The sequence below is a fragment of the Pedobacter sp. KBW06 genome, from assembly GCF_003852525.1.
Taxonomy (GTDB): Bacteria; Bacteroidota; Bacteroidia; order Sphingobacteriales; family Sphingobacteriaceae; genus Pedobacter.
Map to the genome: position 1 here is coordinate 880576 of NZ_QAJL01000001.1, position 14292 is coordinate 894867.

A 14292-nucleotide genomic window follows, 5' to 3' on the forward strand; every position below is an offset into this window, starting at 1 on the left:
TAGATTAACTTCTATTTTTGTTTCTGATTTAGTTGTATCCCGGGTTTTGAATTAAAGCCGGATTTAACCTGATCTGATCAGCCGGAATTGGGAACAGCCTGGAGGTCGATCTCCAGCCTGGCTTCTCAGCCCCGAGTACCTGATCGATGGTTTCGGTTCTTTTCAGGTCAAACCACCGGTTCCCCCATTCACAAAAAAGCTCAGTCTGACGCTCCTTCATGATCGCTGCCAGAATCGCCGTCTGACCCTCCGCAGGACTTATTCCCAGACCTGCCCTATTCCTGATCTTATTGAGATCTTCTGAGGCGACTTCCAGTTTGTTCAGTCTTGCTCGTGCTTCGGCCCGAATTAAGTACTGCTCTGCCAAGCGAAGAATCATATACGCTTCTGTTGTCGCGCTCAAAGCCCTGTTATTTTTGTATTTATTAGGATAGTAGTAATCCGTTAACACTCCGTTAAAGTTCAAATCCACTCGGTTAAGCCCTAACCATTTTTGCTTTCTAAGATCAGCGACTTCAAAAGCGTTCACCAGAAAACTCGTAACCGGAAAAGTAGGCACATTTCGGTTGGAAAAAGGCACGAACCGCTGACCTTCTGCAGTTTGAGAGGATAGTCCGTTCGCTGGCAGCTGCCAGATGGCCTCAGGACTTCCTTCAAGAAAAACATTATTTAATTCCAGCGGTAACTGATAGCTGGCGGAACTGATCACCTGAGTTGCCATATTTTCAGCATTTACCCAATCCTTTCTATACAGGTAAATCTTCGCAAGCAGCGCCTTTGCTACATAACTATTAGGCCTTGCCCGAAGGGCAGAGGGATAAGCAGGTACCAGCGCCTGTTCAGCCTCAGTGAGGTCAAGAATAATCTGTTTAAAAATCTCCTCTGAGCCTGCCCTGGGTAACTGCGCGGTGAGGTTAAAGTCAGTAGCCAATACAAGAGGAATTTCTCCATAAAGGTTGATTAAATTAAAGTAATAAAATGCACGTACGACCTTAATTTCGGCAACCAGTTGCTTTTTTAAACCAGCACTAATGGCCGAACTGCCGTTGACAATCTCCATACATGCATTGATCTGATACATATTTTTGTAAGCATCTGCCCACAAATTCCTGACAAAGGAGTTATTGCTCAATACAGTATTACTCAAAAACTGGGCAGCTATCGGGTCAATAAACTGACCGGCAGTCAATTCATCAGAAGACAAACCAGTATACAATACAGTCGAAAATCCAAAGCCGGTATTCAGCGTAGCCCCCATTCCAGTATATACACCGGCAATCGCCCCCATTACATTGGCACTATCGGCAACGATCTCAGCGGTAGAAATTCTGTTGGCCGGACTGGAAGGAATCTCAATCAGTTTCTTACAGGAACTGCTCAGCCCGGTAACAGCCATCAGGCCGGCTACAATAATTAGATATTTAAATCTCTTCATGATCTTTACATTTAAAAATTAAAGGATAGCCCACCTGTCACAGTGCGCTGTAAAGGAAAACTATATAAATTACCTGCTTTCTCCGGATCACCAACCTTGTATCCTGTAATGGTCAACAGATTCTGTGCATTTACAAAAACCCTTAGGTTTGTCATCCCCGCTTTTGTGAAAATCCGCTCCGGTAAACGATACTCCAGGGATACCGTCTTCAAACGGATATAAGAAGCATCACTGTAAACCCCCGAAGACTGACTGAACGCCTGGGCAGCAAGCATAGGCTGGAAGTCGAAACCGGTACTTACCCGCTGCAGATCAGCGATATCTCCGTCCTTCTGCCAATGTGCTAGCGCTGCTGTTGGCAGGTTGATCATGCCACCAGGAAGTGCCCTGGATGGATTATACAGCGAATATTTATAATTCAGTGAAGTTTGCTTCGCGAATTGAAAGAATGTGGTCAAACTAAGATTCTTGTAAGTGAATGTATTACCTAACCCTCCTATAAATTTAGGCTGGAGGTCGGCCAGAGGTACAATATCCCCACCCTTTTCGCTGAGCTCGTCATTCGGAGTACTGGTAAGTTCACCATTTGGCTTATGAAACTCAAACAAACCTGTTGTTGGGTTCACCCCTTTATAATTAAAGCCCTTTACTGTGTTGACCGATTTACCTAAGGTGTAGACATATGCATATGGCGAATTTTCAAGCCCCGGAAATGCCAGTAACTTATTCCTGTTAAAAGAAATGTTAAAGTTTGTGGTCCAGCTGAAGTTTTTTGATTTGACATTTGTAGAATTCAAGCTGAACTCAAGACCCGTATTCTCCACCTCGGCATCAAAATTCCTCAATACAGATGAGAAACCTGTTTGAGCAGGCAATATATAGTTACTCAGCTGATTGTTTGATCTGCTTGAATACCAGGCTAGGTTGAACAAAAGCAGATCTCCTGCAATACCAATATCCAATCCAAGATTTAAAGTCCTTTTAAGGGCCCAGCTGTATTCCGGATTATACAAATTACCTGGCACAAATGGTCTTGTACCCTGGAAGGGATTAACACTATTAACCGGGCTCCAGAACGATTGAAACTGATAAGGTGCCACACCATCACTACCGCTGGTTCCGTAATTACCCGAAAGCTTAGCATAACTTACAAACGGCAAAGCTTTTTTAAAGTTCCCTTCTTCTGAAAAAATCCAGCCCAGCCCTACAGAACCAAAATTCCCGAACTGTCTGTTTGGTCCGAAATTACTGGAACCATCTCTTCTTCCGGTTAAATTAATGATGTACCGCTCTTTATAAATATATCCCAACCTGCCAAACAAGGCTACATACTTGTACTGACTCGCCTCATCTGATGCAGATGTGGTTCTGGCACCGTTGATAGAGCCCAATAATGCGTCAGTGGCATAATCATACCCCAAAAGCGCAGAACTATTGTTGATCGTCTTTTTATAGGTTCCACCAAGCAGAGCTGTAAACCGGCCCTTACCAGTATGATACTGGTAGTCGATCTGGGGCTCGACATTCAGTGTTTCAAAAACGCTCTTGACAAAAGCCGCACTGGATTGCCCGGCGAACTCCGGTGTCAGTGACCCCAGCGGTATACTCGAATCTTGATTTACACCCACACGGCTGTATCCCAGATTTGTACTGAATTTTAATCCCTTAACAATATTGTACCCCAACCTTAAATGGGAATTGAGGTTATAGTTTTGAAGCCTTGAGGCTTGTTTAAGATAAGCATACTGCTGAAAAGCGGACAACCAGGTATCTCCGTATTTCCATACCAGATTCCCCTGACTATCCAGCAAGTCAGGAACATTGGGGGCCAGTGTAAATGCCTGACTCACATTAGGACTCCCCGAGGTATTGTTTTTTTCATAAGAATAATCAGTACCGAATTCTATATTTAACCTGTCTCCAAGGGCATTGTGCTGAACCGAGCTGTGAAAAGAAAACAGCTCATCAGCAAAATCACCAGGGAAATTATAATCGGCTTTAGAATACCCTCCGTTGATTCTAAAATTAGTGGACTGGGTGCCACCCGACAGACTGGCATTAGCCACAGTATTATTCGATGTTCTGTTGTAAAACTGCTTGTACCAGTTGGTATATTTTCCCTGATCGAATAGGGTCAAATCAGGAAACATCATTGGTGTGATCCAGTCATTTGGAACCTGATCATTCCTGATGGCTTCCCGTCTGAGTTCAAGATATTGGTCTGTATTGAGCATTTCCAGCGGACGGGCGACAAAGTTAACCCCGCGCTCTATATGCACACCCAAATCAGTTTTACCAGCCTTGCCTTTTTTGGTGGTAATCAGTATGACACCATTCGAGCCCTGTGATCCGTAGATAGAGGTAGCATCGGCGTCTTTTAATATGGTAATACTTTCAATATTCGCCGGATTAATGCTACTGAAAGCGCTGAAACCGTCAGATTCACTCAGGGTACTGGTTTTGGCACCTGGCTCACGCGAACCAAAGGTATTGAGCAGATTTATTCTCCCGTTTTGAGGAGCGAAAGGTACTCCGTCAATGATAAAAAGCGGCTGATCAAAAGGTGCCAGTCCATTTAGATTATTCTGCAGTGTATTCTGTCCCCGAATCTGTACCCTTACCGATGCTCCCGGAGCCCCGCTATTGGGAGTAACTACCAAGCCTGGCACCCTACCCTGCAGGGTAAGCAGCACATTGTTAACGGGTTGCTTTTGGATTTCATCAGCCGTAACTGTTGCAGTCGCACCCACACTGAACCTCCTCGTTGTTGTACCGTAACCTACCACCTGAACTGCATCAAGTTTTGAATTTGCTACCTGAAGGACAATATCCCCCATATTTGCTCTGGCTTTTAGTGTTCGGGTGATATAACCTATATAGGAAAACGTTAGGAATGCCTCTTCTTCAACATCCGCAAGATAAAACTGCCCGTTTTCGTCCGTACTGATTCCCTTTTTTCCTGCCATATCAATTACACTTGCGCCGGAAAGGGCCTTTCCCTCACTATCAACTACCCGGCCTCGAATGCCAATTAATTTCAATTGTTTCAGTATGCCGCCCAAAAAGGAATTCTCTTTCTTCTTCAGCCATACCGCATTGTCTTCCACCTTGTAAGTCAGGGGCTGATTTTTGAAACATATTGCCAACACTTCTTCCAGACTCGCATCTTTTACCCGAATGGTAACAGGGCTGGTCAGTTCTAAAAGTTTCGCATTATAAAGAAAGTCGTATCCGCTCTGGACGGTAATTTCATTGATGATCTGGCCTAAAGGCGCTTTGCTTTTGTCCAAAGTGATTTTCTGCGCAAAAGATCCTGCACTAACCTGCATTATAGCTGTGGTGAGAAGAAAAATAATCATTTTCATAATCAGCAGGAATTTATGACGGACCTGGCGGTTGCCTCCATGCCCGGAATCTGGTTTAAAATTCATAAATTTGAATGTTGGGTTTAGTTTTAAATGTTTAGTTACAAGTCAATATTTTTTATCCGTTTAACGGAAGGGTAAACCCACAGATTGCCAAGTCCCGATTCCAGTCGGGATTTGGTATTTAATGGAAATACCTATCGTGTACTATTTGGTTACGATAATTTTCCTCCCTTCTATTTTAAAATGTACATCACCATTATATTCCAGCATCTTTAATATCCCGGAAACATTTCTTTTCCTTGAAATCCGGCCTGAAAAAACAAGCCTGGGATCAGGTTTGATCTGATATTCTACATCCACATTATACCACCTGGATATTTTGTTCATAATTTCCTCCAGGTTCTCGTTGAACTTGAAATAACCGTTCTTCCATGCTACTACCTCGTCCAGATCTATGTTTTCTATAATTTCCATATGCTGATCCGAGATGCGGGCTTGTTCACCGGGCTTCAGCATCCGGGCATGCTCCCCGGCAAGTATTTTAACTGACCCCTCCAGTAGTGTTGTTTTCATTAGTTTCTCATTCTTGTAAGCAGAAACATTGAAATGGGTACCTAAAACAATGACCTGTTGAGCATTGCTTCGAACAAGAAACGGGCGGGAGTTATCTTTTGCTACCTGAAAATACGCCTCCCCAGAGAGTTCAACAATTCGCTGGCCTTTCTTGGCAAACACCACAGGAAAGTCCAGCTTGCTTCCGGCATTAAGCCATACTTTAGTCCCATCCGATAGACTTACCGAATAGGTCTGGCCACGGCCAGTGATCATCTGAACATGTTTGCCAGCCAGATCTCCCGTCAATACGGATGAAGATGTGTGAGGAATAACAGCTGAGCCGTCATTATAGCTTAATTTTGAAGGGTCGATGGATATGCCGGTTTTTACTGAACTCAAGTCAATGAGTTTGCCTTCAGCCAGCTGCAAACTTGCACCATTCTGCCCCGGGGCTATGTCAGGGAGATGAACAGTCCTTTTTTCCCTGGACAGCTCAGGATCAGCTGAACGATTAAAATAAAGAAAACCCAACAACAGCAGCACAACAGCGGCAGCAATACCTGGCCATAAATGTAACGTACGCTTTACCTGTATAGCAGGAGTTTTGTCAATTGCATTAAAGATTGCTAAACGCTGCTGATCCTGTAACTCCTCCTGTAAACTTTGAGGCACTTCCTCCCAAACAGGAAATTCCTTAACATATCCATTTAAATGGTAAAGATACAGCGCTAACTCCTGTTCTGAGGCAGTCCCCTCGGACACTCGCGCTGCGATTGAAATCAATTCGGTCTTTTGCATTACATAGGTGTTGATATAATGTAAAGCACTTCAGCAGGCACTAACCCTGTAAACGACTATAAATTATCACACATCAACATATAACACATTGATTATCAGATAAAAAAATAAAGCAAAACATGTCCATTGCCCAGCTTCTCCCGTAGTTTTTTTAAAGCAATTGTGATCTGCATCTCTACCGTCTTTTCAGAAATATTAAGTTCAGCAGCAATTTCTTTGTTGGAGCAATGCTTAAACCTGCTCAATGTAAAAATCTGCCTGCATCTGTCAGGAAGGTCTGAAATGACAGTATGAATAAACTGTTCCAGTTCCTTTACTTCCAGCATCAGGTTTTGATCATAATTCATTTGCTCCCTCTGGGCAGCACTTTTAAAAAAATCTTCCCTGATTTTACTGGCCCGGATAAAATTGGCTGTTTTGAATTTCACCGCAGTGAGCAGATAACCCCTGCAGGTAGTCAGGTTCCATTGCCCACGGTGTTCCCAAAACCAAACGAAGATATCCTGCACTATATCCTTACTATACTGATGATCACGAAGAATATTATAAGCCATTCCGTACACTACCGTCCAATGGCGGGTATACAGTTCATCAAAAGCAGAACGATCTCCATCTTTCACGGATAACAACAGGCTTTCTTCGGTTTCCGACTTATAGTCTTCAGTACTCATTAATTTTCACACCCCAGATTGGTAATAAGATACAAATTAAGGTAATTATAAAATAATTAATGCATTCGCCAATATTTTCTTTTATTAATCACCAAACCTGGCTAAAATCAGTTCTAGCTTATTCGCAGGATAACTCCCATTGATGCACTCCTGCAGACTCTATTCGCATACCTTCCCTGTTGTTTCCAGTTTATAGACCGGCTAAAAATGAGTTCTGCATCTACAGAATAAAACCATGACCGGCAGATACTGGTCATGGTTTTATAATCAATAAGCTAAATTTAGCTTCCCAGCCCCCCCCTTTAAATAGTTTTCTACACTATTAAAGCAATTTCTCCAATACTTCTTCCAGTTTACTCCCTATTAAATTAGTCGCTATTATCTTTCCATCGCGATCAATTAAAAAGTTAGCAGGGATACCACTTACTCCATATAACCTGCAGGCTTTGTTTGGTGCTTTCAAATCGCTGGCTTGTGACCACTGCAAATTGTCCTGTCTTACGGCCTTGAGCCATGAACTACGGTTAGTGTCAGTAGAAACAGAAAATATGGTAAAGCCTTTATCCTTAAACTTCGCATATGCCTGGAGTAAATGCGGATTTTCCGCACGGCAAGGCGTGCACCAGCTTGCCCAAAAATCCAACAGCACATACTTCCCTTTCATTGAAGACAGGGAAATCTGTCTGCCGGAAGTGTCCGGTTGCTCAAAGTCAGGCGCTTTGGTCCCGACTCTCAAACTCAGGGTAAGATTGATATTCTGTCTAAGCGCTTTGGTTTTTGTCTGCTGGCCCATAGGTGTATCTTCAACAAGTTTCAACAGCCTGTCAGCCACTTGTGTTTCCTGAAAAGTCGCCAATGTACCGACCAGATATACGGCAATTGCGGAATTGGGATACTTCTTCACTATGGTTTCAATATTTTTCATCAAGTCGTTTTTACTGCGGGCTTCAAATTTTTCTCTTTCCAGCTTAATAGCGGCATCATCACCTGAGGTTACAACCGCCTTATATGCACTCCTATCTTCTTCCACAGGCTTTTGCCTGGCGGAAGAAAACATTAACTTTTGAAATTCCTGTCTAATCATATCCTCTTTGGAACCTGTTGATTTGGTATTCATTAAAGAATCCGCATTACCTTCCAATAAAATATCGGTGTTTTCAATATATAGGTCTAGACTTCCTCTTCCATTTTTAAACTGCAAATTAAAAAGACTGGGCTCGGATACCACGCCTTTGAATAAAAACCTTCCCTGTGCATCTGCAAGTGTTGAGTCCTGATATTTAACTTTACCAGAGGTCCTTGTCAGATCAGTAAGGTATACCAGCTTGTTGGCAGCGTTGGTTAAATGACCGCGAAGCGTGAAGCCTTTATTTGACTTTACCTGGGCGGTTAAGGCAACAGGTAAAAGAAATATTGTTAACAATGTCTTTGTTCTCATGTTTGTTAGTTTTTTATTACTTAAATATTTCACTCAGTTTTTTCTCCAATTCATCACCACGAAGATTTTTCGCGATGATTTTGCCATTTGGATCAATCAGAAAATTTTGAGGGATGGCTGTGACCGCATACAATTTAGCGGCTGCATTGTTCCCATATTTAAGATCTGATACCTGAGGCCAATTCAACCCGTCTTGTTTAATCGCTGCCAGCCAGTCTGCTTTTTTACCAGGCATGTCTAATGAAACACCTAAAATTTCGAAATTTTGATTATGATATTTCGCGTAAGCTTTAACTACGCTTGGATTTTCAGCACGACAAGGCCCGCACCAACTTGCCCAAAAGTCTAACAGTACATATTTACCCCTGAATGAAGAAAGCTTAACCGCCTTGCCATTTACATCATTTTGTGAAAAATCAGGCGCTAAGCTGTCCACCGCCACCGACATTTCTTTCGTTGCAAAACCAGATTTATCCTTCAGCTTGGCCAGAGCCGCTGTTCTGACTTTACTCCTACTTGCCGAAATTGACAGAATTGCAATTAAAGAATCGGCTTTTTCTTTGCTCATTAATTTGTTGTCACCAATTTTGTATGCAATAAAGGGAGCTAGTGACGAATCAGAATTTTGCAGAATGAACTGGTAAAAGTCTGGAAAGTAAGCCTTGATTGATTTACTATATTCGCTGTATTCAAATGCTCTTACAGCTTTCCTGCTCCGGTAAGCTACTGTTTTAATTTTAGCAATAAACTCCATTCCTAGCTTAAAATATTTATTATAAAGTAGTCCATATTGATTGTAAAGCTTTGCTGAAGCGCCGGTTTCAGAGACGTTGTAGATCGTTCCCTCTGAAGTCACTGTCGTTACACCTTTTACAATCACCAAATCTGCCTGAAGATCGTTCGAAGGAGACATAGGATCCATTTCCGGTCCAAGTGCCAATATTAACGGAAGTGCATCATTCTCAATTTCCCCTTTAAATCTATAAATGCCATTGACGACGTTCGTACTATCAATTTTCTTCCCTTCATAATCCGGGTAGATCAGGAAAACTTTATCAGGCATGTGGATCATGTTTTTTAAAACACCGTTGATTACAAACTTTGACACATTTTGCGCCAGTGCGGGGTTAAGAAGCATTAAACAAAGCACAATAGCGCAAATGGCCGGTTTTAATATATTTTTCATTTTAAATTGTTTATTTAAATTGTGACTTTATCGATTTTAATTTCCCAGGCTGTATCCAGGGTTCTGGTCCAATTTGGAGTTCTTGTTGATATCTGCCTGGGGCACCGGAAACAAAGTTTTATAACTACTCCAGGTACCACCTTTCTCCGGCATCACCAATGGCATCACTTCGTCTGCCCGGTTCACTGCAGGATTGGAAAAGCCTTTCCAGCGGCGAATATCCATCATACGGTTCCCCCATTCCACGAAGAGCTCTGCCTTACGTTCATATTCGATTTCAGCCATCATCTCGAGCAAAGTCACTGCAGTTGTAACCTTTAAAGAGGGTGGATCAAAGGCCCTGTTCCTTATTTTATTGATGTCTTCAGCCGCACTGCCAGGGCCGTTCAATTTTCCCTGCATTGCCTTGGCCTCGGCACGGATCAGGTATTGTTCCGCCAGTCTGAAGACCATCAGGAATTCAACTGATGTATTATTGGTTCGGTTTGATTTGTATTTACTTACAAACCGGAATGTACCTGCCGGCACGGTAAGCGTTCCGATCCAATTGGCCCGTCGCTTATCAGCAGCGTCAAAAGTATTGTAAAGTGCCTGTGTAAGCACGGAAGTGTTTTCGTAGCCTCCGATGGCTGGATCCGCAGTAAGATTCAGCGACTGACCATCTTGAGTGTACGTTAATGTACCTGCAGGCTGAAGATGCCAGATGGCTTCTCTACTGGTAGACTTAAATACGTTGAGCAGATCTGGCTCAAGCGCATAAGTACTATTGCCAATAACAAGAGTAGACTGTGCTTCTGCGTTTGTCCAATCCTGCATATACAAATAGACTTTAGCCAGTAAGGCCGTAGCGGCAGCCTTATTTGGCCTGATCCGTAACGCAGTCCCTGTATTTGTTCCGGTGACATACTGGTCGGTTAACAAGGATTGCGCATCCTTTAGATCAGCGACAATCGCATTATACACCTCTCCAACAGGTTTCCTTTCAAGTGACGTATTGACGTTATAGTCTGAAGTCATGGCCAGAGGAATCTTACCGTAGAGTCCTGAAAGGTAGAAATGGAAGAAAGCACGCATGAATTTACATTCGCCCGTCAATTGATTTTTGACCGCGCTGGAAAGTGCAGGAGATTGTGCAATATTCTCCATTGCTAAATTTGCCCGATAGATATCGGTATAAACACTACTCCAGATCGCATAGAACATTGGACTATTCGTCGATACTGCATTGGTATTGATCTGCATATACTCCTGAAGGGGGGAATAAGTTCTCAGCTCATCTGCTGAAAGTGCCGCCAAGGTACTAATACCCCTATAACCTTGTGCAAACACGTCCGTAGCCACCATATCGTAGTACATGTAATTAACTACGCTTGCAGCTTTCTCAGGGCTGGTATAAACTTCGTTTTTGGTGATGGAAGTGACCGGGCCGTCTACCTCAACAAATTTTTTGCAGGATATACTTACCATAAGACATCCTATTGCAACTGTAATTATACTTCTGGTTTTCATGATTTTTTAGATTAAAAAGTGACCTGTATTCCTGCTGTTAATGTCTTCAAAGGAGGCAAAGCCCTGGACTGGTTCTCTGGATCCATGCCCGGGTAATCTGTAAGAGTTAACAGATTCTGCCCTTGAATAAAGATCCTCGCATTTTGCAGTTTTAACTTTTGCCGAAATGATGTGGGTAAAGTATAGGAAAAGGACAGGTTCTTTAAACGCAGATAAGTGATGTCTACGTAATAACCAGGATCTAATGCACCAAGATTTGGTATTTTGGCACCTGGTTGTGTTCTGAAAAGATCCTGGGTCAATTTCTGGAATTGCGCTCCAGTCTGACCTGGTGTACTCCACCTGTTGTCGTATAGTTCCGACGGTATATTACCGATAAATCCAACTAATCCGAAATCATTAGATCTGAAAGATGCAGGATTCGTGTAGCTGCCTTTCTGTTTTGAAAATTGCAGGAAAACATCTAGGGAAAATCCCTTATAGATGAAGCTATTGTTCAATCCGCCGTAATATTTTCTGAAAAGATCGACTATGTTAACTGCGTCTTTTAATGCTAGCGTAGTGGTGACCTGTCCAGCTGCATTTCTAACCTCTTTGACTCCGGTCTGCGGATTTACATCATAAGGTAACAGCGTTTTTGCAATAGATAAGGGGTACCCTACAGCATAAGTGTTGCTGTAACTAGAATTTTCCAGGCCGTCATAACGGAGCAGTTTGTTTTTAGGTAAGCTAATGTTGAAGGAACTGGACCAGCTAAAATCTTTTCTTTTCAGATTTATGGTGCTCAGTTCAAACTCCCAGCCGGAATTTTGAATCAGGGCAGGCAGATTCCTGATGATCCCACTAAATCCCGTTGTAGCTGCCAGCGGATAATCGACCAGCATGTCTGATGATCGGTTTTGATAGTAATTAGCAGTTAATAATATTCTGTCTTTAAAGAATCCAAGCTCAATTGCCCCTTCCGCCTTTTTGTTGGTTTCCCATCTGTAGGTGGAATTCTCCAGCTTGTCTGGAGTGAGTACACCCTCACCGCCATAGGCTGCGGAACCGTACCGGAGATTCGTACTGCTATAGAGTTGGAAATAACTGTAATTACCAATCTGGTCATTCCCCGTAAGGCCATAACTTCCACGCAACTTTCCATAACTTAGAAAGGGCAGGATCTTTTTTATTACTGGTTCTTCGCTAAAAATCCAGGCTGCACCAAGGGCACCAAAATTACCAAATTGCCGACCGCTGGCAAAACGGCTCGATCCATCTCTTCTGCCGGTTAAATTTAGAAGATACTTATTGCCAATATTGTAACCTATCCGGGCAAATACTGCATTGTACTTATATTCGCTTACGGTTCTGTTACCGAAAGTTGAGGCGGCACCCGAGAGGTTGTATAAAAGATCATCGTCTTTATAACCAGAGCCGTTAATTGTCAGCAGGTTGGCCGTGGTACTCTGGAAAGTTGTACCCATCAGTACATTTAGTATTCCAGTTCCGATTTTAGCTGTATAATTCAACTGTGGCTCGATATTCCAGGTTTTAGTTATAGCAGTTGATTCTGTAGACGTACGGTAGAAATTTCCTAAAGAAGCCTCCTGAGCTGGGTTATAAAAGGTGGAAGGTATAAGCGACAGCGCATGATAAGTATTGTTATTATAGCCTAGGAGTGTTTTTAAAGTTATCCCCTTAGGTAACTGATAGCTAAAGGTTGCGTTGGACGTAAAGGTATTGGTTTCACTGCCATAGGTTGCCTCGAACCTTGCGAGAGGATTAAGCCAAAGCAAACGATTATTATCCCAGTTTAACTTTCCCTGGCCATTATATAACTCCGGTGCAACCGGAGCAAGCGAAAGCGCTTCCGGGACCAGGTCAAATCCTGGCACCTTGTTTTCTTCTGCTCCATAGGTAGCGGCAAACTGCGCTTTGAATTTCTTGTTATCAGAGACATGATTAATTGCCAGGCGCCCATTGTATTTTTGATCAGCAAGTTCTGTGGGATAAACACTGGTCTGACGGCGATAACCCGCACCAAAATTAAAACTGGTTCCTTCATTTCCACCTAAAACAGAAACCTGCCCATCGGTAAAATGCGCGGTACCACCTAATAGTTTATCCTGCCAGTCTACAAACTTTGTCGTATCCCAGCTGTTAAGGTCCCAGGCGTAAGCGGACTTTTTAAAATCAGCACCATCGTTCCTAAAGGCTTCATAACGCATATCCAAGTACTGCTTCCCACTGAGCAGTTTGGCTTTTCTGGCAATCTCGCCTACACCTGAGGATACATTAAAATTGACCGTGGTTTTACCAGGCAGGCCTTTTTTAGTGGTAATTATAATTACACCATTGGCCCCTCTGCTGCCATATATGGCCGTTGCATCCGCATCCTTAAGCACATCGATACTCGCAACATCTGCAGGGTTAAAACTACTTAAGGGACTAATTTGCGTTGAACCTCCAGGCAGGTTATCCGGGTTAACAGGTGAGTTACTCTGGTAAGGAATCCCATCTATCAGTATCAAGGGTTCGTTAGCGGTGGGCCTTAAGCTGTTGATCCCACGGATACGGATATTAAATCCTGTTCCGGCAGTACCGCTCTGCTGGGTAATGTCTAAGCCGGCAACGCGGCCAATAAGGGCTTCCAGGGGATTGCTGATCACCTGTTTTTCAATGTCAGCAGCTTTTATTCCAGCCTGTGACCCCGTGTTCAAACGCTTAGTGGCCACCCCGTAAGCGATAACCTGCACCTGATCTAACTGGGAATTACTAACAGAAAGCATGATATCTCCCATATTTTGTTTCGCCGGGCGGCTTTCGCTTGTATACCCAACATAATCCACAATAATGATTGCGTTTTCATTAACTCCATTTAACTTAAACTCGCCATTTGTACCTGTGATTGTAACATTGCGAACTCCTTTGACTCTTACTGTCGCTCCGGGAAGCGGCAAGCCTTTATCATCCATAATGCGTCCACGCACATCAATAGCAGCAAAGCGGAGAATAAGTTTGTCAAGAAAGGAAGGCGTTTTCTCCTCTAAAACAACGGTATTATCTTCAATTGAATAAATGATCTTTTGATCGCTCAAAACAGATTTCATTGCGTCATCAATTGAAGCATCCTTCAGGTTTACATTGATCCTGATGGAATTATTCAGCAAATCTGTATTGTATATTATATTATATCCAGATTGCAAACGTATCTGTCTCAGAGCCTCCTTTAGAAGCACTCCTCTTTGGTTGAGCGTTACCTTTTGTGCAAATCCTGCTGCACTTACCTGCATTAAGCCGGCGAAGAGCAAAACTATGATCAATTTCATAATCAATAATAGTTTAGTTGG

General features: G+C 42.9%; 8 protein-coding genes. All 8 read right to left on the minus strand.

Translation table 11 applies throughout. The features are described from left to right. Positions 1-28: 28 nt before the first annotated feature. Positions 29-1435, minus strand: coding sequence for a RagB/SusD family nutrient uptake outer membrane protein (locus DBR43_RS03435; RefSeq protein WP_124577922.1), 1407 nt, complete (start codon positions 1433-1435; stop codon positions 29-31). Positions 1436-1446: 11 nt separating this feature from the next. Beyond that, entirely contained in the window at positions 1447-4866 is a 3420-nt protein-coding gene (locus tag DBR43_RS03440; RefSeq protein WP_124577924.1) for a SusC/RagA family TonB-linked outer membrane protein, read from the minus strand. Positions 4867-5007: 141 nt separating this feature from the next. Continuing rightward, the gene (locus DBR43_RS03445; RefSeq protein WP_124577926.1) at positions 5008-6156 is read right to left on the minus strand and encodes a FecR family protein; all 1149 of its coding nucleotides are present in this window, start codon (positions 6154-6156) and stop codon (positions 5008-5010) included. A 95-nt stretch (positions 6157-6251) separates the two neighbouring features. Next, entirely contained in the window at positions 6252-6827 is a 576-nt protein-coding gene (locus DBR43_RS03450) for an RNA polymerase sigma-70 factor (protein ID WP_124577928.1), read from the minus strand. Between the two features lie 322 nt (positions 6828-7149). After that, positions 7150-8265, minus strand: a complete 1116-nt coding sequence (locus DBR43_RS03455; protein WP_124577930.1) for a TlpA disulfide reductase family protein — start codon at positions 8263-8265, stop codon at positions 7150-7152. A 16-nt stretch (positions 8266-8281) separates the two neighbouring features. Beyond that, positions 8282-9451, minus strand: coding sequence for an AhpC/TSA family protein (locus DBR43_RS03460; RefSeq protein ID WP_124577932.1), 1170 nt, complete (start codon positions 9449-9451; stop codon positions 8282-8284). A 36-nt stretch (positions 9452-9487) separates the two neighbouring features. After that, the gene (locus DBR43_RS03465) at positions 9488-10960 is read right to left on the minus strand and encodes a RagB/SusD family nutrient uptake outer membrane protein (RefSeq protein ID WP_124577934.1); all 1473 of its coding nucleotides are present in this window, start codon (positions 10958-10960) and stop codon (positions 9488-9490) included. Between the two features lie 11 nt (positions 10961-10971). Then, on the minus strand, positions 10972-14271 hold the full coding sequence (locus DBR43_RS03470) for a SusC/RagA family TonB-linked outer membrane protein (RefSeq protein WP_158622416.1): 3300 nt from the start codon (positions 14269-14271) through the stop codon (positions 10972-10974). Between the last annotated feature and the right edge of the window lie 21 nt (positions 14272-14292).